General features: G+C 70.5%; 26 protein-coding genes. 14 read left to right on the top strand and 12 right to left on the bottom strand.

The genetic code is table 11. From position 1 onward, the window contains the following. Positions 1-96 precede the first annotated feature (96 nt). The 3 genes from xylA to xylB form a co-directional block, all read right to left on the bottom strand. Positions 97-1254 carry a xylose isomerase gene (gene xylA, locus NLX83_RS14235; RefSeq protein ID WP_254235306.1) on the bottom strand — a complete coding sequence of 386 codons (1158 nt, stop codon included), beginning with the start codon at positions 1252-1254 and terminating at the stop codon, positions 97-99. Further along, on the bottom strand, positions 1251-2495 hold the full coding sequence (locus NLX83_RS14230; RefSeq protein WP_254235305.1) for an ROK family transcriptional regulator: 1245 nt from the start codon (positions 2493-2495) through the stop codon (positions 1251-1253). Before NLX83_RS14230 ends, xylA begins: the two co-directional genes overlap by 4 nt. 141 nt (positions 2496-2636) lie before the next feature. Then, positions 2637-4040, bottom strand: a complete 1404-nt coding sequence (gene xylB, locus NLX83_RS14225; RefSeq protein ID WP_254235304.1) for a xylulokinase — start codon at positions 4038-4040, stop codon at positions 2637-2639. A gap of 383 nt (positions 4041-4423) precedes the next feature. Between xylB and NLX83_RS14220 the strand changes: the two genes are divergently transcribed. The 3 genes from NLX83_RS14220 to NLX83_RS14210 all read left to right on the top strand — a co-directional run bounded on the left by NLX83_RS14220 (position 4424) and on the right by NLX83_RS14210 (position 8713). Continuing rightward, complete coding sequence (locus NLX83_RS14220; RefSeq protein WP_308209306.1) at positions 4424-6172, top strand: serine/threonine-protein kinase; 1749 nt, start codon at positions 4424-4426, stop codon at positions 6170-6172. Positions 6173-6305: 133 nt separating this feature from the next. Beyond that, positions 6306-7058 (top strand): purine-nucleoside phosphorylase, encoded by a 753-nt coding sequence (locus tag NLX83_RS14215; RefSeq protein WP_254236219.1) that lies wholly within the window; start codon positions 6306-6308, stop codon positions 7056-7058. Beyond that, positions 7055-8713 carry a phospho-sugar mutase gene (locus NLX83_RS14210; protein ID WP_254235303.1) on the top strand — a complete coding sequence of 553 codons (1659 nt, stop codon included), beginning with the start codon at positions 7055-7057 and terminating at the stop codon, positions 8711-8713. The genes NLX83_RS14215 and NLX83_RS14210 overlap by 4 nt, the downstream gene beginning before the upstream one ends. 45 nt (positions 8714-8758) lie before the next feature. Here the strand turns inward: NLX83_RS14210 and NLX83_RS14205 are convergent, their stop codons facing one another. From NLX83_RS14205 to NLX83_RS14190, 4 genes are all read right to left on the bottom strand, one after another. After that, positions 8759-9751 carry an aldo/keto reductase gene (locus NLX83_RS14205; RefSeq protein ID WP_254235302.1) on the bottom strand — a complete coding sequence of 331 codons (993 nt, stop codon included), beginning with the start codon at positions 9749-9751 and terminating at the stop codon, positions 8759-8761. Beyond that, entirely contained in the window at positions 9748-10149 is a 402-nt protein-coding gene (locus tag NLX83_RS14200; RefSeq protein ID WP_254235301.1) for a MerR family transcriptional regulator, read from the bottom strand. Before NLX83_RS14200 ends, NLX83_RS14205 begins: the two co-directional genes overlap by 4 nt. Positions 10150-10203: 54 nt before the next feature. Next, complete coding sequence (locus NLX83_RS14195; RefSeq protein WP_254235300.1) at positions 10204-10593, bottom strand: type II toxin-antitoxin system death-on-curing family toxin; 390 nt, start codon at positions 10591-10593, stop codon at positions 10204-10206. A gap of 225 nt (positions 10594-10818) precedes the next feature. Continuing rightward, on the bottom strand, positions 10819-11025 hold the full coding sequence (locus NLX83_RS14190) for a ribbon-helix-helix protein, CopG family (protein WP_254235299.1): 207 nt from the start codon (positions 11023-11025) through the stop codon (positions 10819-10821). An 89-nt stretch (positions 11026-11114) separates the two neighbouring features. Between NLX83_RS14190 and NLX83_RS14185 the strand changes: the two genes are divergently transcribed. Beyond that, entirely contained in the window at positions 11115-11714 is a 600-nt protein-coding gene (locus NLX83_RS14185) for a TetR/AcrR family transcriptional regulator (protein WP_254235298.1), read from the top strand. Positions 11715-11800: 86 nt separating this feature from the next. Here NLX83_RS14185 and NLX83_RS14180 read toward each other — a convergent pair whose 3' ends face one another. After that, a complete protein-coding gene (locus NLX83_RS14180; protein WP_254235297.1) occupies positions 11801-13771 on the bottom strand; it encodes a glycosyl hydrolase family 18 protein in 1971 nt (656 codons plus the stop codon). A 209-nt stretch (positions 13772-13980) separates the two neighbouring features. Beyond that, on the bottom strand, positions 13981-14604 hold the full coding sequence (gene upp, locus NLX83_RS14175) for a uracil phosphoribosyltransferase (protein WP_254235296.1): 624 nt from the start codon (positions 14602-14604) through the stop codon (positions 13981-13983). Positions 14605-14636: 32 nt separating this feature from the next. Between upp and NLX83_RS14170 the strand changes: the two genes are divergently transcribed. From NLX83_RS14170 to NLX83_RS14150, 5 genes are all read left to right on the top strand, one after another. Then, the gene (locus NLX83_RS14170) at positions 14637-15299 is read left to right on the top strand and encodes a maleylpyruvate isomerase family mycothiol-dependent enzyme (RefSeq protein ID WP_254235295.1); all 663 of its coding nucleotides are present in this window, start codon (positions 14637-14639) and stop codon (positions 15297-15299) included. 513 nt (positions 15300-15812) lie between these two features. After that, positions 15813-16829, top strand: a complete 1017-nt coding sequence (deoC, locus tag NLX83_RS14165) for a deoxyribose-phosphate aldolase (protein ID WP_254235294.1) — start codon at positions 15813-15815, stop codon at positions 16827-16829. Position 16830: 1 nt separating this feature from the next. Continuing rightward, positions 16831-18267: an aldehyde dehydrogenase family protein gene (locus tag NLX83_RS14160; RefSeq protein WP_254235293.1), complete on the top strand. Its 1437-nt coding sequence runs from the start codon at positions 16831-16833 to the stop codon at positions 18265-18267. Beyond that, on the top strand, positions 18260-19129 hold the full coding sequence (locus NLX83_RS14155) for an aldehyde dehydrogenase family protein (RefSeq protein WP_254235292.1): 870 nt from the start codon (positions 18260-18262) through the stop codon (positions 19127-19129). The genes NLX83_RS14160 and NLX83_RS14155 overlap by 8 nt, the downstream gene beginning before the upstream one ends. Before the next feature lie 74 nt (positions 19130-19203). After that, positions 19204-19899, top strand: a complete 696-nt coding sequence (locus tag NLX83_RS14150) for a hypothetical protein (protein ID WP_254235291.1) — start codon at positions 19204-19206, stop codon at positions 19897-19899. 61 nt (positions 19900-19960) lie between these two features. Here NLX83_RS14150 and NLX83_RS14145 read toward each other — a convergent pair whose 3' ends face one another. Then, positions 19961-20452 (bottom strand): Panacea domain-containing protein, encoded by a 492-nt coding sequence (locus NLX83_RS14145; RefSeq protein WP_254235290.1) that lies wholly within the window; start codon positions 20450-20452, stop codon positions 19961-19963. A gap of 12 nt (positions 20453-20464) precedes the next feature. Continuing rightward, complete coding sequence (locus NLX83_RS14140; RefSeq protein WP_254235289.1) at positions 20465-20977, bottom strand: SMI1/KNR4 family protein; 513 nt, start codon at positions 20975-20977, stop codon at positions 20465-20467. A gap of 186 nt (positions 20978-21163) precedes the next feature. Between NLX83_RS14140 and NLX83_RS14135 the strand changes: the two genes are divergently transcribed. The 5 genes from NLX83_RS14135 (at position 21164) to NLX83_RS14115 (ending at position 24832) form a co-directional block, all read left to right on the top strand. Further along, positions 21164-21493 (top strand): type VII secretion target, encoded by a 330-nt coding sequence (locus tag NLX83_RS14135; protein WP_254235288.1) that lies wholly within the window; start codon positions 21164-21166, stop codon positions 21491-21493. A 4-nt stretch (positions 21494-21497) separates the two neighbouring features. Next, positions 21498-22664: a bifunctional WXG100 family type VII secretion target/C40 family peptidase gene (locus NLX83_RS14130; RefSeq protein WP_254235287.1), complete on the top strand. Its 1167-nt coding sequence runs from the start codon at positions 21498-21500 to the stop codon at positions 22662-22664. A gap of 13 nt (positions 22665-22677) precedes the next feature. Then, positions 22678-23055: a YbaB/EbfC family DNA-binding protein gene (locus NLX83_RS14125; RefSeq protein ID WP_254235286.1), complete on the top strand. Its 378-nt coding sequence runs from the start codon at positions 22678-22680 to the stop codon at positions 23053-23055. Beyond that, complete coding sequence (locus NLX83_RS14120; RefSeq protein ID WP_254235285.1) at positions 23052-23504, top strand: YbaB/EbfC family nucleoid-associated protein; 453 nt, start codon at positions 23052-23054, stop codon at positions 23502-23504. Before NLX83_RS14125 ends, NLX83_RS14120 begins: the two co-directional genes overlap by 4 nt. 65 nt (positions 23505-23569) lie before the next feature. Then, entirely contained in the window at positions 23570-24832 is a 1263-nt protein-coding gene (locus NLX83_RS14115) for a primosomal protein (RefSeq protein WP_254235284.1), read from the top strand. A gap of 55 nt (positions 24833-24887) precedes the next feature. Here the strand turns inward: NLX83_RS14115 and NLX83_RS14110 are convergent, their stop codons facing one another. Then, the gene (locus NLX83_RS14110) at positions 24888-25976 is read right to left on the bottom strand and encodes an adenosine deaminase (RefSeq protein WP_254235283.1); all 1089 of its coding nucleotides are present in this window, start codon (positions 25974-25976) and stop codon (positions 24888-24890) included. Positions 25977-26261: the final 285 nt, after the last annotated feature.

Here is a 26261-nt window from a genome sequence, read left to right as displayed (position 1 = left end):
CGGCACCCGAATGACGTTTCGAGTCTGCCCTCCTCCCCCGCCCGAGGTCATCCGAGTCAGCGATCTTTATGGCCTTTGTTACTTCTGGTCACCGCATCAACGAACGCCGAACAGGTGCTCCAGCGCGAGCTGGTCCAGCCGTTCGTATCCCATGCCACGGGTACCCGCCGCCACCGCGTCGAACTCCTCCGCGCGCAGGTCGTCGAGGGTCTCTCCGGGGAGCAGCGTCGGCACGGCCAGCTGGGCGACCCGCGAGGCCGACAACGCCTCGGCCACCTCGGGATCGGCCCGGAACGCCCGCGCCCGCTCTGCGAAGATCAGGTAGTTGCGCATGCATGCAGCGGCCGAGGCCCACACGCCGTCCTCGTCCTCCGTGCGCGCGGGCTTGAAGTCGAAGTGCCGCGGCCCGTCGTAGCCGGAGTGCTCCAGCAGGTCGACCAGGAAGAAGGCCGTCTTCACGTCACCGTTGCCGAAGCGCAGGTCCTGGTCGAAGCGCGGCCCGTTCTGGCCGTTGAGGTCGATGTGGAACAGCTTGCCCTGCCACAGCGCCTGGGCCACCCCGTGCACCATCGACAGCCCGGCCATCTGCTCGTGCCCGACCTCGGGGTTCACGCCGACCATCTCGGGGTGCGCCAACTGGTTGATGAAGCCGAGCGCGTGGCCGATGGTGGGCAGCAGGATGTCGCCGCGCGGCTCGTTCGGCTTGGGCTCCAAGGCGAACCGGATGGTGTAGCCCTTCTCGTTGACATACGCGCAGAGCAGGTCCAGTGCCTCGGCGTAGCGCTGCAACGCGTCGCGCACGTCCTTGGCCGCGGGCGACTCGGCGCCTTCCCTGCCGCCCCACAGCACGTAGGTGGTGGCACCGAGTTCGGCCGCCAGGTCGATGTTGCGCAGCACCTTGCGCAGCGCGAACCTCCGGACGTCGCGGTCGTTCGCGGTGAACGCGCCGTCCTTGAAGACGGGGTGCGTGAACAGGTTCGTGGTGACCATCGGCGCCACGAGACCGGTGGCGTCCAATGCCTTCCGGAAGGCCTGGATGCGTTGGTCCCGCTCGCGATCGTCCGCTCCGAACGGCACCAAGTCGTCGTCGTGGAAGGTAACGCCCCACGCGCCCAGCTCCGCGAGCTTCTCCACCGCGTGCACCGGATCCATCACCGGGCGCGTGGCGACGCCGAACGGGTCGTTTCCGGGCCAGCCGACCGTCCACAGGCCGAAGCTGAACTTGTGCTCGGGGCGCGGGGTGTAGTCGGTCACGCGATGCCTCCAAGGTGTGGGACTTCGGTCGGAGCGATCGAGGGGTCGGCGACGACCCGGTCCAGGGCGGCGTGCGCCCCACCGCGCACGGCGGCGGTGAACCCGAGGTCGGACAGCACCAGGCGGCACGAGCCGGAAGTCATGACCCGCTCGGTGAGTTCCCGTCGCGCGGGTTCGGCAAGCCACTCCCCGAGGAGCGCGAAGTAGCCACCGAGCACGAGGGCGGTGGGGTTGAGGACGTTGACCAGGATCGAGGCGCCGACGCCGAGGGCGGAACCGATCTCCGCCAACGCGGTCCGCGTCCTCGGGTCACCGTCAGCGGCTCGTGCGGCGATCACGCGCAGCCGCTGTTCGAGATCGCGAGCGGAGTCGTGGACCTCATCGTCCGGATCGGCGACCGCCCGCAGCAGCGCGGCCAGGCCGACCTGGGTCTCCCAGCACCCCGTGCGGCCGCAGCCGCATTCGGCGGAGCAGGGGTTGAGCGGCATGTGCCCCACCTCGCCGGTGAAACCGGTGGCGCCCCGGACCAGACGGCCGTCAGCGATCACTCCGCCGCCGACGCCGACTTCGCCGGTGAGGTAGAGCAGGTCGCTCACCCCCGCCGCCACGCCGATCGCGTGCTCGGCGAGAGCGGAGAGGTTGGCGTCGTTGTCGACGGAGATCGACTCGCGGGCCAGGTCGATTCGGGCGGCGAGCCGATCCGCCACCGAGGCTTCCCGCCAGCGCAGGTTGGGCGCGTGGCGCACGACGCCGTTCCCGGCGTCGACGAGCCCCGGCACCGCCGCGGTGACACCCGCGACCCAGTTGCCTTCGTCCCGCATCGCGCCGATGGTCTCGTCCGCCAGGTCCGCCAGGAGGTCGATCGCCGCGACCTGCCCGAGCGCCACGACGTCCAGGGGCACCCGTTTCGAGAACAAGACCTGGTCGGTCAGATCGAGCACGGCGACCGCGGCGTAGTTGACGTTGATCTCCAACCCGATCCCGCACACCGCCCGCCCGCGGATCTCGACGAGTTGGCTCGGCCTGCCCACCGCGCCCGCCACGACCGCCCCGAGCTGGACCAGCCGACGCTGTTCGAGCTCGGCGACGAGACTCGACGTGGTGGCCTTGTTCAGCCCCGTCCGGCGCGCCAGCAGGGCTCGCGACTGCGGCCCGTCGGAGCGCAGGGTCCGAAGCACCCGGGAGAGGTTGAGCCGACGCAGACCGGTCTGGTCCACGGGTCGATCGGCCTGGCCTCGCATGGCGCTCCCATTTCGTTTGTTGGATCGACAAACTAAGTCCCCCCGCCCACCCGGGTCAAGACCTGGTCCGGGGGTGAAACCGCGGGTTGTGAACCGCCGCCCCGTTCGTTCACTGCCGTAGGGGCGGCGGTTCGGTGCAGGTCACTGGCCGTAGACCTGCTCGCGGGCCGCGCCGTAAGCCGCGCGCAGCTCGGCGCCGATGTCGGAGGCTCCCGGCTCACAGGCCGTGGATCGGACGGCCCACGTCGGTGGCTCCGCGCTCCCGGCCAACGCCCATGCAGCCTGGCGGGCCGCGCCCAGTGCCACGTACTCCGCCGGCTCCGGCACCTCGACCGGCAGGCCGAACAGCAGCGGCGCCACCGCTCGCACCGCGGCCGACCGCGCCGCGCCGCCCACCAAGAGCACCCGGCGGGCATCGACGCCCTGCTGGCGGAGCGCGTCCAGGCCGTCCACCAACCCGCTGAGCATGCCCTCGACCGCCGCCCTCGCCAGGTTCTCCGGCGTCATGTTCGACCGCCGCAGTCCAATGAGGGTGCCGCTGGCGTCGGGCAGCTGCGGAGTGCGCTCCCCGTCCAGGTAGGGCAGCAGCACCAAGCCGCCCGCGCCCGGCTCGGCCCGGAGCGCCAGCTCGTCCAGGCCGGCCAGGTCGACACCCAGCATCGCGGCGGTCGCGGTGAGCACCCGCGCGGCGTTGAGCGTGCACACCAGCGGCAGGAATCGGCCCGTGGCGTCGCAGAACCCGGCGACGGCCCCGGTGGGCTCGGCGGTCGGGTTCTCCGCCACCGCGAACACGGTGCCGGAGGTGCCCAGGGACACGACGACGTCTCCGGGTCCGGCCCCCAGCCCCAGGGCCGCGCCCATGTTGTCGCCCGTCCCCGCGCCGAGCAGCGCCCCGTCCGGGGTCCGCCCCGCCGCCTCCGCCGGTCCGAGCACCCGGGGCAGCTCGGGCCTTCGGCCGTCGAGGGCAGCGGTGAGCAGGTCGGGCAACCACTCGCCGGTCGCGGGCGAGAAGTACCCGGTGCCCGAGGCGTCACCGCGATCGGTCGCCGTCTCCGATCCCGGTGCGGCCAGCCGCCACGTGATCCAGTCGTGCGGCAGCAGGACCCTGCTCGTGCGGTCCGCGTTGGCGGGCTCGTGCTCGGCCAGCCAGGCCAGCTTGCTCACCGTGAAGCTGGCGACCGGGACCGAGCCGGTGCGCTCCGCCCAGCGCTTCGGCCCGCCGAACTCGTCCGTCAGCCGACGGGCCTGCGGCGCTGAGCGGTTGTCGTTCCACAGCAGCGCGGGACGGACGACCTCACCCGACGCGTCCAGGGTGACCATCCCGTGCTGCTGACCGGCGACCGCGATCGCCGCGACCGGTTCGGACAGACCGGCCGCGGCCTCGGCGATCGCCTGCGTGGTGGCCCGCCACCACGCGTCAGGATGGACTTCGGTGCCGTCGGGGTGCGCGGCGCGGCCTTCGGCGAGCACCTGGCCGGAGGCGGCGTCGACGGCGATGGCCTTCGACGACTGGGTCGAGGAGTCGATCCCGATAACCACGGTCATGACGCCGGATCATGCGTCACCGCGGTGGGCTGGTGGAAGGGGCGGGCCCCTGGCGAACGCGGGCTCCTATAGGCGTCACCTCCTCTTTCGCTGCCCTGGTCGTGTTGCCCGGTTGGTGCTCCTCGCCCAGATTGCGTCGGGGTGGACGGGGATGCCAGTGGGGAATCGCGATCTGTGGACAGGCAGTGCCGTTGTGGACAACTCAGGCGGTGAAAGGGGTTTCCACGGCCGGAATGTCAGTGCCGTCTGGGATAATTCGCAGCGGGGGGGTCCCCGCGCATTCGGCCATGAGTACCTATCCGCGACGATCACGATGTGTAATCAGTCGGGCCGGAGTTGTCGCACAAGGCGGTGACGGGGGCCGAGTTGTGGAGAATGGGAACGTGCCACCGGCCGACGAGGACAGGAACGCCGACGCCCAGGAGCCGAGCGAGCGGTTGATCGCCGAGCGCTATCGGCTCAAGCGGGTGCTCGGACGTGGCGCGATGGGCACGGTGTGGGCCGCCTACGACGAGATGCTGCGCAGGCAGGTCGCCGTCAAGGAGGTCCGCCTGCCACCGGGGATGCCGCCCGAGGAGGCCGACGCCATGCGCGAGCGGACCCTCCGGGAGGCGCGGGCCATCGCCGTGCTCTCTCACCCGAACGTGGTGACCCTGTTCGACGTCGTCCGGCATGACGGCGAGCCGTTCGTCGTGATGGAGCTGCTGCCCTCGCGGAGCCTGGCCCAGCTGGTCCGCAAGCACGGCCCGTTGGACGTGACGCAGACGGCCGAGGTCGGCAACGCGCTCGCTGCGGCGCTGGCGGCCGCGCACCAGGCCGGTGTCACCCACCGCGACGTCAAGCCGGGGAACGTGCTGGTCGGAGCGGACGGCAGGGTGAAGCTGACCGACTTCGGCATCGCGCGCAGCGTGTCCGACTCGACCCTCACCAGCGCGGGCCTGCTCATGGGCACCCCCGCCTACATCGCGCCCGAGGTGGCCTCCGGCGACCCGGCCGCGCCGAGCGCGGACCTGTGGGGACTGGGCGCCACCCTGTTCGCCGCCATGGAGGGCACGCCGCCCTACGACGTGGAGGACGACCCGCTGGAAACCGTCACGCAGGTCGTGCACGGTGAGATCCCGTCGCCGAGCGACGAAGGCGTGCTCGGCGAGGTGATCCGCGGGTTGATGGTCAAGAACCCCGCCGAGCGGATGCCGCTGGCCGAGGTGCGCAAGCGGCTGCACCCCCTGCTGCCCGAGCCGGGGACCCGTCTGTTCCCGCACGACGAGGCCGAACCGTCCTTCGCCCCGAACCCCCTGGTCGAGCAGGCGAAGCAGCGCGGATCTGAGCGGCAGCGCGCGGTCGAGGAGTCGATGGTCAAGGCGCTCGCCTCCGACCCGGGCCCCCTGCCGTTCATGCTGTCCAGCCGACCGCCACCGCCGCCGCGGCGACGGAGCACCCGGCTGCTGACGATCGCGAGCGCGGTCGTGCTCTTCGTGCTGTCCGCGGGCGGCGGGTTCGCGCTGGCCAGGACGGTCGCGGGGCAGCAGGTCATTCCGGACTTCAGCACCCGGCAGACCCCGAAGACCACGTCCGTCCAGTCGGCTCCGCTGGCCGCGCTGGAGCAGCGCAACGAGGTGGCTCAGCTCGCCAAGGGCGACCCGGGCGGGACCTTCAGCATCCACGTGCCCAAGAACTGGACGGACTTCCAGGAGCAGCGGCCGAACTCACCGATGTCGAGCACGCTGATCAGGTTCATCTCGCCGGACGGGCACAACGAGGTGGCCGTGGAGCGCTTCGCCGGCTTCTACCCGCACAACAAGATGCCCCGCTACATCGACCAGCTCGCCACGATCGCGAAGAGCGACGGGGGCAGCTTCAACCTCCTCACCCAGGTCGACGCGCCCGCCCAGAACTCCTACGAGCAGTCCCAGGAGCTCATCTACCGGACGATCTCGCCGAAGAGCGGCAGGTCCAACAGCCGGGGCCGGGCGACCGGGGCCGAGGTGGCGCGCACGACCTACGCGCTGCTGCTGCCCAACGCCAAGGACCTGTGGGTGCTCCGGGTGACCGTGCCCACCGACTCCGAGGAGTGGGGCAAGACCGACCTCTACGACCGGATCACGCCGACCTTCGCCATCGCCGCCAGCTGACTCGGCCCGCACCGGGTCGTTAAGCTCCCCGAACGTGAGCATCGAGACCCACGCGACCGCCGCCACCAGCGACGCGGACGCCCTCAACCCGGCCGTCGACCCGGAAGCCGCCGCCACCGCGGCCGCGGCGGCGCTGGCCCAGCGCACCGGGGTCGACCGGCACGACATCGCCGTCATCCTCGGTTCGGGCTGGCGACCGGCCGCCGACATGATCGGCGACCTCGTCTCCGAGATCCCCATGGGCGAGCTGCCCGGTTTCGCGGCGCCCAGCGTCGCGGGGCACGGCGGCACCGTCCGGTCCGTGCGGATCGGTGAGAAGCGCGTGCTGCTGATGCTCGGCCGCACCCACTACTACGAGGGCAAGGGCATCCCGCAGACCGTGCACGGGGTCCGCACCGCGACCGCCGCTGGTTGCACCACCGTGGTGCTGACCAACGCCGCGGGCGGCCTGCGCCAGGGCATGCAGGTCGGGCAGCCCGTGCTGATCAGCGACCACCTGAACCTGACCGCGGCGTCCCCGCTGGTCGGCGCCAGGTTCGTGGACCTGACCGACCTCTACTCCAGCCGCCTGCGCGGGGTGGCCAGGGAGATCGACGCGACCCTGGAGGAAGGCGTCTACGCGGGCCTGCCGGGTCCGCACTTCGAGACCCCCGCCGAGATCCGGATGCTGCGCACGCTGGGCGCCGACCTGGTCGGCATGTCCACCGTGCTGGAGGCCATCGCCGCGCGTGCCGCGGGCGCCGAGGTCTTCGGGCTGTCCCTGGTCACGAACCTGGCGGCGGGCATCACCGGTGAGCCGCTGAACCACGAGGAGGTGCTGGAGGCCGGGCGGGACGCCGCGGGCCGGATGGGCACGCTGCTGCGCGAGCTGGTGAGCCGGGCGTGAGCCTGTCCCCCGAGCTGCGCGACCGCGCGTTCCGCTGGATCGCCGACGACCTCGCCCCTGCTGACCGCGAGGAGATGCAGCGGTTGCTCGGCAAGGCCATGGTCGGCGAGCAGGACGCGATCGACGAGCTGGCCGACCGGATGCGCGCGCCGCTGAGCTTCGGCACGGCGGGGCTGCGCGGGCCGGTGCGCCCGGGGCCGAACGGCATGAACCGCGCTGTCGTGGTGCGCACGACGGCGGGCCTCGGCGAATGGCTCGCTGCCTCGGGGAAGTCCGGTGGCGTGGTCGTCGTCGGCCGCGACGCGCGCCACGGTTCGGAGCAGTTCCACCGCGATGTCGCGGGCGTGCTCACCGCGGCCGGGTTCGACGTGCGCGTCCTGCCCCGCCCGCTGCCCACGCCGGTGCTGGCCTTCGCCGTGCGGAAGCTGAACGCGGTGGCCGGGGTCCAGGTCACCGCGTCGCACAACCCCCCTGCCGACAACGGGTACAAGGTCTACCTGGACGCGGGGTCGCAGATCGTGCCGCCCGCCGACCGCGAGATCGAGGCGGCCATCGCCAAGGTCGGCGCGGCGGTCGTCGTTCCCACCGCGCAAGGCTGGACGACGCTCGGCGAGGACCTTGTTCAGTCCTATGTGGACAGAGCGGCGAGCCTGACGAGGAGCCCCGAGCGGGCGCTGCGGATCGCGGCGACCACGCTGCACGGTGTCGGCGCCGAAACATTGCGGGAAGTGTTGGCGCACGCGGGTTTCACCGATGTGCACCTGGTCGCGGAGCAGGAGCGGCCGGACCCCGACTTCCCCACCGTGAGCTTCCCGAACCCGGAAGAGCCCGGGGCGTCGGACCTGCTGTTGAGCCTAGCGTCCACTGTGGACGCTGACGTGGCCGTGGCACTGGACCCGGACGCGGACCGCTGCGCCCTGGGCGCGCGGGAACGCGACGGTTGCTGGCGGATGCTGCGCGGCGACGAGACCGGAGCCCTGCTCGGCGAGCGAGTTCTGTCCACTTTGGACCGAACAGCGCACCCAGACCCGTTGGTGGCGGCGACGATCGTGTCATCGGAGCTGCTGCGCTCGGTGGCCGCGAAGCACAACGCCCGCTACGACGAGACGCTGACCGGCTTCAAGTGGCTGGTGCGCGCCGGAGACGGGAACGGCACCGGGCTGGTCTACGCCTACGAAGAGGCGATCGGCCACTGCGTCGACCCGGATGTGGTGCGGGACAAGGACGGCATCAGCGCGGCCGTGCTCGCGTGCGACCTGGCCGCGTCGCTGAAGGCGTCCGGGCGCTCGCTGCTCGACGCGCTGGACGACCTCGCCGTCGCGCACGGCCTGCACCTGACCGACCAGGTTTCCCTGCGCGTGCAGGACCTGAGCGTGATCGGCAGGACCATGGCGCGTCTGCGCGCCGAACCACCGGTGGAGCTGGCCGGGATCGCCATCTCGGTCTCGGATCTGCGACCGAAGGCGGACGTCCTGACGATGCGGGGCCCCGGGCTGCGCGTCCTGGTCCGGCCTTCCGGGACCGAGCCGAAGGTCAAGGCGTACTTGGAGATCGTCGAGCCGGTCGCGGACGCGGGCGAACTGGACGACGCGCGCAAGCGCGGCCGGGAACGGCTTTCGGCGCTGCGCGAAGAGATCTCCGCGCTGCTCGGCTGACCCGAGGGTCGCGCAGGCCGTTCAAGCCTGCGCGACCCCGGTCGTTCAGCCGTTGAGCAGGCCCATCATCTGCTCGGCGTAGCGCGTGCCCGCGACCTGGTCGGCAGGCACGGCGGAGGCGATCTGGGCGAGCTCGTCCGCGCTCAGCTCGATCGCGACGGCCGCGGCGTTCTCCTCCAGGTACTTGCGGCGCTTGGTGCCCGGGATCGGCACCACGTCCTCGCCCTGGTTCTGCACCCACGCCAGCGCGAGCTGGCCGGGGGTGACACCGCGTGCGTCCGCGAGCTCCCGCACCGCCTCGACGATGGCGAGGTTCTTCTCCAGGTTCTCCTCGCTGAACCGCGGCTGGCCGACGACGCGGAAGTCGCTGCTGTCGAAGTCGCTCGGCTTGGTGAACCGGCCGGTGAGGAAGCCGCGCCCGAGCGGCGAGTACGGCACGATGCCGATCCCCAGCTCGCGGCAGGCCGGAACGACCTCGTCCTCGATCTCGCGCGTCCACAACGACCACTCGGTCTGCACGGCGGCGATCGGGTGCACGGCGTGCGCGCGGCGGATGGTGGCCGCGCTCGCCTCGGAGAGGCCGAGGTAGCGGACCTTGCCTTCGGCGACCAGTTCGGCCATGGCGCCGACGGTCTCCTCGATGGGCGTGTTCGGGTCGACCCGGTGCTGGTAGTACAGGTCGATGTGGTCGAGGCCGAGCCGCTTCAGCGACGCCTCCGCCGCCTGCCGCACGTAGGCGGCGTCACCGCGGACACCGCGCGCGTGCGGGTCGGCGGTGCGCACGATGCCGAACTTCGTGGCCAGCACGACCTGGTCACGGCGGTCGGCGATGGCGCGGCCGACCAGCTCCTCGTTGCGGTGCGGGCCGTAGATGTCGGCGGTGTCGAGGAACCGCACGCCGAGCTCGACGGCCCGGTGGATGGTGGCGATCGACTCCTGCTCGTCGGTCTCGCCGTAGAACTCGCTCATTCCCATGCAGCCAAGGCCCTGGGCGGAGACCTCGAGCGCACCGAGCCTTCGGGTGGGCAGCTTGCTCATGCTGTCGCCTCCTGGGCGAGCGGGGTCAGCTCAGCGACCCGGCGCTCGACCGTCTCATAGTTGTCGATCTTGTAGTCCAGCGTGCTCAGGCACATTTGCAGCTCCGCGATGCGCTCCCGCACCGCGGCACGCTGTTCCAGCAGGATCTGCTTGCGCGAGCCCGCACTGGCCGCGCCGAAGTGCCGCAGCCTGGCGTACTCGCACATCAGGCGGATCGGCATCCCGGTCATCCGCAGGCAGGACAGGAAGCCCAGCCAGCCGAGGTCGTCCTCGGAGTAGCTGCGCCTGCCGCCCGAGTCGCGGGCCGGTGGGTCGATCAGCCCGATGCGTTCGTAGTAGCGGAGGGTGTCCATGGACAGCCCCGTGCGTTCGGCGGCTTCGGCGATCGAGTAGCTCACGGGGACGACGGTAGAAGTTGGAGCGCGCTCCAGGTCAAGCTCGCCCCTGGGAAATCAGCCGGGCTGGCGCTTGGCGACCGCCCACTTCTCGAACCGGACCGCGACGTCGGCCACGTCGAGATCGCCCCGGCCGACCTCGCGGACGACCTCGAGCGCGTCGTCCTCGTCGGCGTCGATCCACCAGCCGTTGATGTCGCAGAGGGTGACCGCGGCCACCCAGGCCAGCCGCCAGTTGCCCTCGACGAGTGGGCGGGTGCAGACGATGGAGTCCAGCATCGCGGCGGCCTTGAGCCAGAGCGTTCCGTACGCCTCGACCCCGAGCACGGCGGCCCGGGGGCGGTGCGCGGCCGCGTCGAGCAGCCCGACGTCGCGCACGACTAGGTCACCGCCGGTGACGGCGGTTGCCAGCACCAGCAGGTCGCTGGCGTCCAGGTAGGAGATCACTCGCCCTTTTTCCCGTGGTCGACGTAGCTCGCGGCACCGGTGGGCGCCGGGGTACGGGCCGCGGTCACCGCGCTGTCTGACGATATCGGGGATCACTGACAGTGGACGCCCGATCGGCCATTGGGGGCGATCTTCATAGAGGACTTGAATCTAGAGAGAAACCGGGAGATTTCTCAGGCGCGGCAACGTAAATTGGCCTGTTGGCCAGTGCCGCTGATCCTGGGTTCAGGTGGGGCCGAGACGGTCGAGCAGGGCGCCGTAGCGGGGCATCACGCGGGCCAGCACCTCGCTCAGCTGACGCTCCTTGTGCAGCCGCGACCACCGGTCGGCCAGCGCGAGGCGCACTATGTCCTGTTTGGACCGGCCCTCGGCAGCGGCGAGCTCGTCGAGTTGCCGATTCTCGTCCTCGGACAACCGCAGCGTCATAGCCATGCGCGGGATGGTACCGCCGTGGTATCACAGATCACCAGGGTCAGCCGGTGTGCCGCAGTTTTAAAACAGTGTTCCGTTATTCTGGCGGGGTGCCACGACCCAAGGTTCACGACGAGGCGCTGCGCGCCCGCCTGCTCGACCGCGCCGCGGAGACGCTGTCCACGGACGGGCCGGACGGGCTGAGCCTGCGCAAGCTCGCCGCCGACGCGGGCACCTCCACCACCGCGGTGTACTCGCTCTTCGGCGGCAAGCCCGCCCTGCTGCGCGAGCTCTACCTCGAGGCGTTCCGCAGGTTCGGCGAGCGACTGTCCACTGTGGAGCGGTCGGGGGACCCGATCGAGGACCTGGTCCGGCTCGGCCTCGCCTACCGGGAGAGCGCACGGGCCGACCCGCACCTGTACGGGATCATGTTCTCCACCATGGCACCGGGATTCGAGCCGGACGCCGACGCCTCCCGGCAGGCGCTCGCCACCCTGCAACCGCTGCTGGACATGGTCCAGGCCGGGATCGACTCCGGCCGCTTCACCGGGTACCGGGCCGAGGAGATCGCGCTGGCCTCGTGGGGCCTGGTGCACGGCCTGGTCTCCCTGGAGTCCGGCGGCCGCCTGCCCCCGGGGATCGACGTGGCGGCCAACTTCGAGACAGTGCTCCGCGCCCAGGCGCACGGCTGGTGCACGGCGCCGCAGTAGCGGAGGGGCCCGGGATACCCCGCCGCCAACGGTTCCCCGGGCCCCACCAGGACTGTCCGATCAGGACAGCCCGTCCTTGCGCACCCTCACCGGAGTCCGTTGTCGAGTGCGGTCATCAGCGTTCCGTCGTCGCCGTCGAGTGACCAGATCATGGCGCCGCCAAGCCCTTTCGCCTTGACGTACTCCATCTTCTTGCCGATCACCCACGCGTCGTCGAACGACCACCACTGACCGTTGGCGAACGCGTACGCCGCGACGGCCTGCTCGTCGTGGTGGACGGTCGGGAACTGCGCCTTGAGGTTCTTGTAGGCCCGCGTCCCCGCCTCGGCGGCGAAGTCACCGGGAGCGGCGCCGTTGGCGGCCTGCCACTCCCCCTTCTTCCCGCCGTCGGTCACCTGCTGCCAGCCACGGCCGTAGAACGGCACACCCAGCACGAGTTTCCTCGGGTCGACACCGGCGTCGGTGTAGATCTTCAACGCCACGTCGACGCTGAACTTCGTGGTGTACGGGTCGTCGACGTCGGTGTGCAGGTTCGCGTGGTGCCCGGTGCGGTTGGGCTCCCACGAGTTGTCGCTGCCCGCTCCGTGGAAGTCGTAGCCCTGGAAGTTCAACAGGTCCAGGCTGTTGGCCACCCTGGCCATCTCCCAGCCCGCCGACGCCAGCGCGGGCGCGGCCGGGGTGAACGCGGTCAGCAGGTACTTCTTGCCGACCGTGCCCCCGAGCGCGTCGAGCTGACGGCGGAACTCCTCGATCAGCAACGAGTTGTTGACCTTGTCCTCGGGGCCGAAGTGGTTGCCGGGGTGTCCTTCCGCGCCCGGCCACTCCCAGTCGAGGTCGAAGCCGTCGAAGACGTTCGCGCCGGTGCCGGGCCCGCCCATGTCGTAGTGCCTCGGCAGATTTCCCTTGATGTACATGTCGACGCAGGACGAGACGAGCTTCTTGCGCGAGGCGTCGGTCCTGGCCGCGTCGGAGAAGAACTTCGAGTACGTCCAGCCGCCGAGCGAGAGCAGCACCTTCAGGTTGGGGTGCTTGGCCTTGAGCTTGCGCAGCTGGTTGAAGTTGCCCTTCAGCGGCCCCGCTCCGGCCCAGCCGCCGTCCCCGACGCCGTCCACGCTCTGCGCGGCGTCGAAGGGCCACACGTAGTCGGCCGTGGAGTCGCCCGCCCCGGTTCCCTGGTCCGGGTCGGCCGGGTTCGAGCTGGTCGGCTTGGTGACCGCGAAGCACGTCAGCTCCGTCGGGTGGATGTTGGCGAAGGAGTAGTTCAGGTGCGTCAGCTTCGCCGCGGCGCCCGAGGTGTCGAGGTTCTTGATGAAGAACTTCCGCTCGTAGATGCCCCATTGCGGGAAGTACCCGACGCGGACGCGCCCTTCGGTCCCTGGCTTGCCCGTGCGCGCGGAGACGGAAGTGCTTTGCGCGGAAGCGTTTCCTGCTCCGTCCTTGGCGCGGACGGTGAACGCGTAGTCGGTCTCGGGGGTCAGCCCGCTGGCGGTGAAGGTCGTGTCGGGCGTGCTTCCGACGGAGGTCCCGCCGCGGAAGACCTCGTAGCCCGTCACTCCCACGTTGTCCGTGGATGCGTTCCACCGCAACGAGATCGTGTTGGCGCTCGTGCCGGAGACGGTGAGGCCGGACGGCACGCTCGGCGCCTCGGTGTCCGGCGCTCCGCCCTCGCAGGGCTGGCCGTCGAGGCGGCAGTTCGCCGGGGCACCGTTGCCGATTCCGTTGAAGCCAAAGGAAACCGAGGCTCCGACGCCAACGGCGCCGTTGTAGTCGCGGTTGGTGAAGGAGTAGCGGTCGCCGGTGCGGGTGAGGAGGGAGTCCCAGTAGGCGCCGACGCTCGTTCCCGCCGGCAGGTCGAACTCGACCTTCCACCCGTTCAGCGCGGTCGCGCCGCCGTTGGTGATCGTGACCAGGCCGGTGAAACCACCGTCCCAGCTCGAACTCTTGGTGAACGTCGCCGTGGGGGTGGTCGCGGCCTGAACAGGGGTGGTCGCGAGCCCGAGCACGACGGTGACGCCCGCGCAGAGCGCGAGCAGGGGCTGCCATCGCTTGCGGTACATGATCGATCGCTCCAGGGGTGCAGGGCGGCGGAGCGGAATCGTTCGCGGATGTGTACAGCAGACGATGTGGTCCAGACCACAACTCGTCAAGGTCTAGACCACTGGACTCACTCGAACGGCGCAGCCTTGACCCGCCGCGGCGGACGGGCCAAGATCGGCGCCACTATATGTTTTTCAAGTAGCAGCGGGAGGGGGCGATGGTGCCGCGATCAGACCGCGCCGTACTGGCGGTCCCCGGCGTCGCCGAGCCCGGGCACGATGAACCCGGAGTCGTTCAGCCGCTCGTCCACGCTCGCCGTGACCACGCGCACCGGCAGGTTGGCCGCTTCCAGGGTGCGCAGCCCTTCCGGCGCGGCCAGCGTGCACACCGCGGTGACGTCGGTGGCGCCGCGGTCGGTGAGCAGCGTGATCGTGTGCACCATCGAGCCGCCGGTGGCGAGCATCGGGTCGAGCACGAACACCGGACGGCCCGCCAGGTCCTCCGGCAGCGAGACCATGTACGGCGTCGGCTGCAGGGTCTCCTCGTCGCGGGCCAGGCCGACGAAGCCCATCTGCGCGTCCGGGATCAGCTTGTGCGCCTGGTCGGCCATGCCGAGTCCGGCGCGCAGCACCGGGACCAGCAGCGGCGGGTTGGCGAGCCGGAATCCGGTCGTCCTGGCCACCGGTGTGTGGATGCGCTCCTCCGCGAGGGGCGCCCCCCGCGTGGCCTCGTAGATCAGCATGACGGTCAGCTCGTGCAGGGCGGCGCGGAAGGCCGCGCTGTCGGTGCGGGCGTCACGCATGGTGGTGAGCCGGGCCTTGGCCAGCGGGTGTTCGACGACGAGCACGTCCATGACCGCAGACGTTAGCCGGAGAAGGGGTACCGATGTACGACGTGATCTACCGCGAGGCGCGGCAACGGATCACCGCGATCGCGCGGACGCTGACGGAGGAGCAGCTGGCGACCCCGGTTGCCGCCTGCCCGGAATGGACCGTCCGGGCACTGCTGGCCCACCTGTGCGGAGTCGCCCACGACGCCGCGACCGGAAGGCTCGACGGGGCACCGGGCCGCGCGTGGACCGAACGGCACGTCGGCGAGCGGGTGAACAGGCCGGTCGCGGACAACCTCGCCGAGTGGGAGGGCTTCAGCGAGCGGCTGGAACGGCGCCTGTGCTCGGAGAAAGCCCAGCTCAACATGGTGCACGACGTCACACAGCACGAGGCGGACCTGCGCACCGCGCTCGGCTTGGAGCGGCTGCCGGACGCCGCGTGGCGGCCGATGCTGGAGCACATCGGGAGCGTCGTCGGCGGTTACCACGAACAGCCCTGGGCGCTGGTGGTCCGCGCGGACGGCTCGGAGTGGCGGATCGGCGACGGGGAGCTCGCCGCGACCGTGGAGGCGGAGCCGTTCGAACTGTGGCGCGGGTTCTTCGGTCGCCGCAGCCCCGACCAGATGCGCGCGTGGACGTGGGACCGCGCTCCGGAACCGGAGCACCTGCACGCGATCCCGGTCTTCCCGGCGCGCTCGGAAGCCTTGGTGGAGAACTAAATCGAGGGTCCACCGGTGGCGCGTCCGGTGGACCCTCGGGCCTTGCCCGGTCTGCCTCCGCATACCGGCTACTCCACAGTAACCTGCGCCGACGTGAGCCTTCAACGACTTGATGAACACTTAAGAAAAGGAATCACCGAATGGCCTATCGGAGAGCGCGCGACCTGCAGTGGTCGCGCTCTCATGCCGGTCAGTGCCGGTCAGCCGAGGTGTGACCAGTGCCATCACCACCCACCCCCACTGACCGGCCGAACCCCGGCGCACAGCGGCTGAGCAGCGCGAACGAGTTGTCCACAGGTCCGGCGCAACAGGCTGGACGCCCGGTGACCTGGCCGTAGGGCGTGTTTCACAGGTCCATATCCGCGATAGCCGGGCCGAGCCCGCCCCTGGCGGCGCCGAGTGAAAGCCCCCGTACAACACCGGTACGAGGACTTCCCCTCGTCTTGCCAGGAACGACCTCGATCCCGGCTCTCATCGAAAGAGACCTGCGAAACACGCCCTAGACTCCTGGCCATGGCCGCACCGTCACCGCCGACGGCTGCCGAGTCCGCGGACACCCCCGCGACCCGCCAGTCGCCGCACATCCCGGGACTTCCCCCAGAGCTGGCAGACGCCACCAGGGACGACGCCGCGCTGCGTCGGTTCCTGCACGGACTGCCCGGCGTCGACCAGGTCGGACTGGAGCAACGCGCCGCGACGCTCGCCACGCGCAGCATCAAGAAGGCGTCCAAGCTCTGGGCGATCGACACCGCCATCAGGATGGTCGACCTGACCACCCTGGAAGGCGCCGACACCGCGGGCAAGGTCAGCTCGCTGTGCGCCAAGGCGCGCCGCCCCGACCCCGAGCGCCCCGACGTGCCGCAGGTCGCCGCGATCTGCGTCTACCCGGACATGGTGGAGACGGCGGTGCGCGAGCTGAAGGGCGCCGACATCGGCGTCGCCAGTGTCGCGACCGCGTTCCCCTCCGGCCGCTCCTCCCTGGCGATCAAGCTGGAGGACACCAGGATCGCGGTGGACGCGGGCGCGACCGAGATCGACATGGTGATCGACCGGGGCGCGTTCCTCTCCGGCCGCTACGGCCAGGTCTACGACGAGATCGTCGCGATCAAGGCCGCGTGCGGGGACGCGCATCTCAAGGTCATCCTGGAGACCGGAGAGCTGTCGACCTACGACAACGTGCGCCGCGCGTCCTGGCTGGCGCTGCTCGCGGGCGGCGACTTCATCAAGACCTCGACCGGCAAGGTCTCCCCCGCCGCCACGCTCCCAGTGACCCACCTGATGCTGCAGGCCGTTCGCGACTGGAAGACCCAGACCGGGCAGCTGCGCGGGGTCAAGCCCGCGGGCGGCATCCGGGTCACCAAGGACGCGATGCGCTACCTCGTCGCCGTGCACGAGGTGGCGGGCGAGGAGTGGCTCGACCCGAAGCTGTTCCGCTTCGGCGCGTCCAGCCTGCTCAACGATCTGCTGATGCAGCGGCGGACCCAGCTTGAGGGCCACTACAGCGGCCCGGACTATGTGACGGTGGACTGAGATGACACAGCTCTGGGAGTACTCCCCGGCACCGGAGTCGCGGGATATCGCCAACCTCAAGCCGAACTACCGGATGTTCGTCGACGGCCAGTTCGTCGAGGGCGAGGGCGAGCCGCTGAAGACGGTCAACCCGTCGACCGAGGAGGTGCTGGCCGAGGTCAGCACGGCCTCGGCCGCGGACGTGGACCGCGCGGTCAAGGCCGCCCGCCGCGCCTACGACAAGGTGTGGGGCCGGATGCCCGGCAGCGAGCGGGCCAAGTACCTGTTCCGCATCGCCCGGCTGATCCAGGAGCGCGGCCGCGAGCTCGCGGTGCTGGAGAGCCTGGACAACGGCAAGCCGATCAAGGAATCGCGCGACGTCGACGTGCCGACGGCGGCGGCGCACTTCTTCTACCACGCGGGCTGGGCCGACAAGCTCGACTTCGCGGGCTACGGACCGGACCCGAAGCCGCTCGGCGTCGCCGGTCAGGTCATCCCGTGGAACTTCCCGCTGCTGATGCTGGCGTGGAAGATCGCGCCCGCGCTGGCCTGCGGCAACACCGTGGTGCTCAAGCCCGCCGAGACCACGCCGCTGACCGCGCTGGTCTTCGCCGAGATCTGCCAGCAGGCCGGGCTGCCCGCGGGCGTGGTGAACATCCTGCCCGGCGCCGGTGACATCGGCTCGGAGATCGTGAACCACGCGGGCGTCAACAAGATCGCCTTCACCGGTTCCACCGAGGTGGGCAAGCTGATCCAGCGCTCGCTGGCCGGGACGGGCAAGAAGCTCACCCTGGAGCTGGGCGGCAAGGCCGCCAACATCGTCTTCGACGACGCCCCGGTGGACCAGGCCGTCGAGGGCATCGTCAACGGCATCTTCTTCAACCAGGGCCACGTCTGCTGCGCGGGTTCGCGGCTACTGGTCCAGGAGTCCATTGTGGACGAAGTGATGGAGAAGCTGCGCTACCGCGTCTCCACGCTGCGCGTCGGCGACGCGCTGGACAAGAACACCGACGTCGGCGCGATCAACTCCAAGGAGCAGCTCGCCAGGATCCGCGAGCTGACCGAGTCCGGCGAGGCCGAGGGCGCCGACCGCTGGTCGAGTTCGTGCCCGTTGCCGGACAAGGGTTTCTTCTTCGCCCCCACCGTGTTCTCCAACGTGCACCAGGCGATGCGGATCGCCCGGGAGGAGATCTTCGGGCCGGTGCTGTCCGTGCTGACCTTCCGCACCCCGGACGAGGCGGTCGCCAAGGCGAACAACACCCCGTACGGCCTGTCCGCGGGGATCTGGACCGAGAAGGGTTCCAGAATCCTGTGGATGTCCCAGAAACTGCGGGCCGGTGTGGTGTGGGCGAACACCTTCAACCGGTTCGACCCCACCGCCCCGTTCGGCGGCTACCAGGAGTCCGGTTTCGGTCGCGAGGGCGGCCGCGCGGGACTGGAGGCGTATCTCGATGTCTGACGGGCGTATCGGCGTGACCAAGACCTACAAGCTCTACCTTGGCGGGAAGTTCCCGCGCTCGGAGTCCGGGCGGGTCTACCCGGTCAACGACGCCAAGGGCAACTTCCTGGCCAACGCGGCGCACGCCTCGCGCAAGGACGCGCGGGACGCGGTCGCCGCGGCCCGCAAAGCGTTCCCGGGCTGGTCCGGAGCGACCGCGTACAACCGCGGCCAGGTGCTCTACCGCGTCGCGGAAATGCTTGAGGGCAGGCGGGAACAGTTCATCGCGGAGGTCTGCGCCGCGGAGAACGTGAACGCGAAGAAGGCTGAGTCCATTGTGGACGCAGCGGTGGACCGGTGGGTCTGGTACGCGGGATGGACCGACAAGGTCGCCTCGGTGCTCGGCGCGTCCAACCCGGTCGCGGGGCCGTACTTCTCGTTCTCGGTCCCCGAGCCCACCGGCGTCGTCGCGGTGCTCGCGCCGCAGACGTCCTCGTTGCTCGGGCTGGTGAGCGTGGTGGCGCCGGTGATCGCGACCGGCAACACCTGCGTCGTGGTGTCCAGCCACCACCGCCCGCTGCCCGCCGTCACGCTGTCCGAGGTGATGGCGACCTCGGACCTGCCGGGCGGCGTGGTGAACCTGCTGACCGGCAACGCCGCGGAGCTCGGCCCCTGGCTGGCCTCGCACGCGGACGTCAACGCGCTCGACCTGTGCGGTGCCCCCGAGGTGATCCGCGCCGAACTGGAGCGCACCGCCGCGGGCACGGTCAAGCGCGTGCTCCGCTCGTCGGCCAAGGAGACGGACTGGACGCGGCGGCCCGATATCACCAGGCTGCGCGCGTACCTGGAGCACAAGACGGTCTGGCACCCGATGGGAGTCTGATCGGTCGGTTCGGCCACGATGTGCCCTGCGGTCCGCGGATCGCGGGGCACATCGTTTCGAAGGGGTTGTCCAAGGTGGAAGAACTCGACGCCGGCGGCATCGCCGAAGTGATCGCGGCCATGCTCCGTGAGTCGCACGACCTGCGCACCGAACGCACCGGCACCGTCGTGGCGCTGGTCGACCTCGACCTGGAGATCGCCGTCGAGGAGCCGGAACACGATTCGGACGGCGCGTACGTCCGGCTGCCCTTAGGCGTGCGCTGCACCGCCTGGGAGGAGGGCTACGCCTGGGACCAGGCCGTCGGCGTGCGCTCCGCCGAGGCCCACCCGCTCGCCGACGCGCTGATGTCCTGGGTGGACAACGTGCTGCCGGTGTTCATCGCCATCCAGCAGCCCGACCACCCGCTCGCCGACGCCGTGTTCCACCAGCTCGGCTCGGACGGCGACGGCCGCCCCACCGAGCTGTTCGCGGGCCCGGTCGGCTGGCGGGACTTCGGCGGGATCGACGACGGGTTCGTCGACGTCGCCCGCCAGCGCCCGCCCACCCTCGTGGTGGCCGAACGCCTGATGCGCGAGGGCCAGCTGCCCAACCGGCCGGTGTGGTTCTACAGCCTGTGCGGCCGCACGTCGGGCGAGCCCGACGACACCGTCGAGGTCATCCTCAACAACAACGACGTCAGCGGGCATTTCGTGGACGTGGGCGAACACCTGCCGTGGGGCACCGGCCACGGCACCGTGAAGTCCTGGGCGCTGCTCGTCCCAGCCGCCTGAACCTCACTCCGCCCGGGTCAACGCCGCGATTCGCCGAGCGGTCGCCTGGTCCGCCGTGAGTTCACCGGTTGGCCACGGCGCGCAGGGTCATGAGCCCCTCCGGTGAGATGTCCCGCCCGTCCAGCCGCGCGTTGGCCACGGCCTCGGTGACGGCGGTTTCGGGGTCGGCGATCTGTCGCCGGAAGTAGCTCGCCATCACGTCCGGCGAGAGCGGAGCACCGCGTATCGCTTGGCGTATCGGCTCTTCCTGGCGCGTCATGGTGGCCAGTTCGTGCTCGGTGAAGTCCCGGTACCTGTCGACCACGGACGCGACGATCGCGCGTTCTTCCGCGGTCAGCAGCTCCGGGTCGCCACGGTCGACCTCGCCCTGCCGCCACACCGAAGAGACCACTGGTCCGTTCCGCCGAGCCTCAATGCGATCGACGAACAGCGGTCTGTCGTGCAACGCCAGATGCCAGGCCTGCGAGTAGTACAACAGCGCGTGGAGCTGGAGCCGGGACACAGGGCCCGTACCGGCCAGCACCGCGGCCGCGACGTCATGGACTTCGGCCAACGCACACCACCTTCACAGCTTCCAGATCAGCATGCCTCCTTTCGTGGTCGTGGGGTGGTAGCGGCCGACCCGTCCGCCCGTCTCCAACGCGTCGGCGACGCCACCGAGCAGCGCGGCGAGGCCCTGCCACTCGGGCGGGTGGGCAACGCCCCATGTGTGGCTGAAGGCGAACAGGCAGCCGTGCATCGGCCCCGGGCGCAGGTCGACGGCGAGGTCGTGGTCGCCGCCGTCCGTGGCGATCGGGACGAACCACGGGTGCCAGCCCGCGCCGGGGCTGCCCGCGGGCGCGTCGGTCCGCGGGCCGGAGCCGTGCCGCCGGTGCCACTCCCGCCACGCGCTCACCGACCCGATCGGCCGGTACGGGATGTAGCCGTGCGGCAGGACGGGGTGCAGCCCGCCGCCGCAGCTCGCCCACCACGCGTGCAGTTCCTTCGGCAGGGGTCGTCCCAACGCCCGTTCCGCGGCGCGCACGTCCGCGTCGGTCGCGGGTGGCAACAGCTCCTTCGCGGTGGCTGGAGCCCGCACGGTGAGGATGCGGGTGATCCGGTTCCAGTTCCGTGAAACAGCAGTGCTTGATGAAACGGCGGCGCTCGACCCCATGAATCGGATGTTGGCATGCACCCCTGACACTCCCGGCCCATCGCTCCCTCACTAGCGTGAATCCTGCGTATTCCAGGACAAGGCCGTGGGTGGTGCGGCAGCCTGGAGCGCATGGTTGAGCAGGGCTTCAAGGTCGATCAGGCCGCGTTGTCGAGCTATGCGAAGTCGACACCCGGGCTCGCCGAGGACCTCGGCAAGGTGGGCAGCGCGACGCTGAGCTCGATCACCGCCCTGCCCTCGGACGCGTTCGGCAAGATCGGCGGCGAGGTCGGCATCAGCCAGGCTTTCCAGCAGGCGGCCAGGACGACCGTGGACGGGGTCGCCGCCGTGTCGGCCGGGCTGAGCGGGCTCGCCACTTCGGTCGCGGGAGCGCTGACGGCGTACCAGAAGCAGGACGCCGACCACGCCGCGATAATGCGCCGAACCCAGGCTCAGGGGTGATGGCGTGGCGGACGCCGCGGGTCTGATCGAACCGCTCATCCGGCCGCTGCGGGAGCACCTGGCGAAGCTGGACGGTGACACGGGAAGCGCGAGCAGGGCGGCCGAATCCCTCGGCAAGGCCAAGACCACGATCACCGAACTGAAGTCCAGGCACGGCGCGCAGGTCCGCTCGGCGCTCGGTGGTTGGTACGGCGACAAGGCCAACGCGTTCCAGGGCCGGGTCGCGACGCTGGACGGTGGGCTGGACCGGCTGTCCGGCAACTGCGGGAGCGCACAGGGCACCGTGACGGGAGCGGTCGGCGCCGTCACCACGGGCCGCAAGGCGATCCAGGGGCTGATCGACGAGTTCGTCCGCTGGGCGAAACCGGCCTTCGAAGCCGCGCTGACCGCACAGAAAGCGGGCGACACCAACGCCGTGCGCGAGGCGACCGCACGGGCCTTCGGCCGGTCGGCGTCCTACGCCGAGAAGTCCGCGGCGGAGCTGAAGAAGGTCTCCGATCACCTGACCGAGGCGGCAGCACGGTTGCGGGCATTGCAACCGGCAGACCCTGGTGCCCTCAAAGGACTTGGGTCCCCGCTCGGTGGCAACGGCGTTGTGGAGGTGCAAGGCGGAGGCATCTCGCCGGTCGCACCTCCGGCACCGCCTGAGGGACAGGGCAGGGGTGACGGCGGCGGCGGAAGTGGCGGCTCCGGCGGTGGCGGTGGTGGAGGAGGCGGCGGCGGTTACGGCGGAGGGCGCCCGAACCTCCCCGTCGCGATCCCGCCGCAGCCAGGATCGGGCGTCGACATCAACCTGCCCGGCGGGCACACAGTGCAGGCGCCGAACCCGGTGGCGGCGGCAGCGGTCCGCAACGCGCTGTCCGTCCTCGGTACTCCTTATGTCTGGGCGGCTTCGGATCCGCCGCGGGCGACGGACTGCAGCGGGCTGACGAAGTGGGCCTACGGCAACGCCGGGCTCGACCTGCCACGGCACTCCGCGGCGCAGGCGATCGGCGCGTCCGTGCCGCCGGGCCAGCTGCTGCCGGGTGATCTCGTGGTCTGGCGCGGCCACGTGGCGATGTTCATCGGCAACGGGCAGATGGTCGAAGCCGGGGACCCCGTGCAGATCCGGCCGCTGCGCACGACCAACTCCGGTATGCCGTTCGTCGGTTTCTACCGGCCGACGGGTTGAGAGCGAGCTGATCATGGACGACGTCACCCGCGCGGCCGCGGGAATCAGGGCGACCGAGGACCGCGTGGCCGACCGCCTCGCCCGCACCGGACCGATCCTCGGCCGGGCCACGTCCGGCGACGGCGAGGTCGTCGTGGAGGTGGTGCCCGGTGGCGGACTGCACGACGTGCGGCTGGGACCGGCCGCGCTGCGGATGAACACCGATGCGCTGGCAAGGGAAATCCTCGCGCTGGCCGGGCGTGCGGAACGCGCGGCGGGTGGGCGGCTGCACCACGCGGTCGGCGCCGTGTTGGACGCGTCGGCCCGGAACGAGTTGGTCTCGCTGGGCATCGAGCGCGCGGACGACGAGGACGACGACGAAGCCGGTCCGCTGCTGAGGAGGCCGTTGTGAGCACGCCCGAGCTGATCGCCTCCGCGGAACAACAGCGAGCCCAGGCGGCCGAGCTGGAGCGCGCCCTCGCAACGGTCACGGGAACGGCGACGAGCGCGGACGGTCTTGTCGAAGCGACGGTGACCGCCCGGGGACGCCTTGTCGGACTGCGGTTGCACCCGAACTCGGTGCGGCTCGGACCAACGCTCGGCGAGGAGATCGTGCGCGCCGCCCAGGCCGCGGCCGAACAGGCCAATCAGCGGGCGTACAACGTGATGGCGCCGGTACTCGGCGATGAGCTGACAGCGGCGATCGAAGCCGTCGCCGGGCCTGCCCCGGAACGGGAACGAGCCGCCGAAGTGGTGCCGGTGAGCACGGCTTTCCCTGACGCGGCAACGCACTCCGCCGAGGCGGACGACGAGGACGACGTGTTCACCTTCGACGCCTCCACCCTGCGGTCGGACCGGTGAACAGCATGATCTTGAGCACCCCGTAGGCTGCGCCCCGGAAGAAGTCCGCTTACCCGGAGGCATGGATGGCGCAGGACATCGTCCCGATCGAACTCGTCCTGCCCAAGGGCGACCTGCTCACCCTGTGGGCACCGCGCTGGCGCGAGGACGGCGAGGAGTGGGAGGCGTTCCTCGGGCACGAGGACGACCTCTACGCCTTCCCGGACGCGGCCCAGCTCGCGGCGTACACGCGCACCGCGACCGAGCACGACCTGATCGACCACCCGGCCTGGCACGTGGTGCCCGCGCTGACCGTCGGCGAGCTGGTGCCCGAGGAGGACCACCGCTACGACCTGGTCGGCGTGCCCGAGCTGGTCGCGGAGGAGCCGGACACCTGGACGATCGGCGACCTGGCCGACGTCGTCGCGATCCTGCGCTCGCTCGCGGACGTGTGCGACCTGGAGGTCGTGCACGAGGTGCTGAACGAGGCCGCGGGCTTCACCGTGCTGCAGCAGGGCACCTTCCCGTTCACCGGCCGCGAGGGCGAGGCCCGGTGGAACGAGATCGCCAAGGTCGTCTCCGAGCGCTGGGACGAGGTGCTCGACGCGATCGACGGCCTGCTGACCACGCCGGAGGTCGAGGCGACCGCGCTCGCCACCGCCCAGGAGGAGCTGGCCGCCTTCGAAGAAAGCACTGCGGAGGCAGAGACGGAGCCCGAGGAGATCGACGACGAGTCCGCAGCGTCTTCTGAAGAGGACTCCGACGAGCCGATCGGCTTCTGGGGCGAGGTCGGCATCGACCCGATCAAGATCATCACGAGCCAGGCCGAGTACTACACGCTGCGCTGCTACCTGCCGGTCGACGACCAGGAGGAGCGCCCGGTCTTCCTCGGCTCCGACGGGCAGATCGACGTGTTCACCTCGGCCCGCGCCCTGGCCCGCCACCTGGCCGACAGCTCGGCGGCCGACCCGACGCGCAACCAGCTCGCCGAGGTCTCGACCTGGGAGGACGTCCTCGCCAAGGCCACCGGCGGCGAACTGGACGTCGAGGTCCACCAGGACAACGTCTACGTGCTCAACGGCATCGCCGACGATCTGGCCGAGGGGCCGGAGGCGATGGACCCGACGCAGCTGGAGCTCGCGGTCGAGCTGCTGACCGACGCCGCCGAGTGGGCCGACGACGACCGGGTGGCCAACGCGCTGACCACGTCCGAGCCGCTGGGCTGGATGGTCTCCTTCGTGCTGCGGCCCGACCCCACGCGGCTCGCGCCGAGCGCGCCGTTCACCGCGGAGGTCGGCGTCTGGCAGGAGCTGGTCGGAAACCTCGAGGACCGGCTGCGCAAGCACTGACCTGACAACGAAAAGGGCCCCCGCCACATCGGCGGGGGCCTTTTGCCGTGCGGGATCAGCCGATCAGCTTGGCGTATCCCGGCTTGATCACGTCGTTGATGAGGGCGAGCCGCTCGTCGAACCCGAGGAACGACGACTTCATCGCGTTGACCGTGAACCACTGCATGTCGGCCCAGTCGTATCCGAAGGCCTCGTGCAATGCGGCGAACTCGCCGGAAACGGTGCAGTTGCTCATCAGCCGGTTGTCGGTGTTCACCGTGACCCGGAAACGCAGCTTCGCCAGCAGGCCGATCGGGTGTTCGGCGATCGAGGTGGCCGCGCCGGTCTGCACGTTGGAACTGGGGCACATCTCCAGCGGGATGCGCCGGTCCCTGACGTATCCGGCGAGCCTGCCGAGGTGGACGGTGCCGTCCTCGTCGACCTTGATGTCGTCCATGATCCGCACGCCGTGGCCCAGCCGCTCGGCGCCGCAGTGCTGGATGGCCTCCCAGATCGACGGCAGCCCGAACGCCTCGCCGGCGTGGATGGTGAAGTGGTGGTTCTGCTGGCGCAGGTACTCGAAGGCGTCCAGGTTGCGGGTGGGCGGGAAGCCCGCCTCCGGGCCCGCGATGTCGAAGCCGACGACACCGGCGTCGCGGTAGCGCACGGTCAGCTCGGCGATCTCCAGCGACCGCGCGTTCTGCCGCATGGCGCACAGCAGCGTGCCGATGCGGATCTTCTTGCCCGCCTCCGCGCAGCGGCGCTCACCGAGGCGGTAGCCCTCCTCGACGGCCTGCACGATCTGGTCCAGGGTCAGGCCGCCCTCGGTGAACAGCTCGGGGGCGTAGCGGACCTCGGCGTAGACGATGCCGTCCGCGGCCAGGTCCTCGACGGCCTCGGCGGCGACGCGCACGAGGGCCTCGCGGGTCTGCATCACGCCGACGGTGTGCGCGAAGGTCTCGAGGTAGCGCACCAGCGAGCCGGAGTCGGCGGCGTCCCGGAACCAGACGCCGAGTTCCTCGGCGTCGTGGGTGGGTAGTGCGTCGTAGCCGTTCTCGCGGGCCAGGTCGATCACCGTCTGCGGGCGCAGGCCGCCGTCGAGATGGTCGTGCAGGAGCACCTTGGGTGCGGTGCGAATGCTCTCCAGGGTCACCGGGGTTGACATGGCGACACGGTACTCCTCACCTGCGCCAACCTCGGCTCGCACACCAATTTCGCTCACGCTATGATCATGTTGGCCCGTTTGCGGCGTGCGAAACTCCACACTGTCGGCTGGCTCTTGGCGCCCCGTCGCGGACATCTGCGCGACGGAAAGCAATCAAAGTCGGGGTTTTTGTAACTCGAACGGGGTGCGTGCACTCGAACGAAGCCGTCGCCCCTCGCTTCACTTCGCCTTCACCTCCACCCTGGTGTCACCTGATCGGGCTAACTCATCGTGGGATTCCGTTCC

Source organism: Allokutzneria sp. A3M-2-11 16 (assembly GCF_024213555.1).
Taxonomy (GTDB): domain Bacteria; phylum Actinomycetota; class Actinomycetes; order Mycobacteriales; family Pseudonocardiaceae; genus Allokutzneria.
Note: the sequence above shows the minus strand (reverse complement) of the source record. Positions and strands in the feature narration are given on the sequence as shown.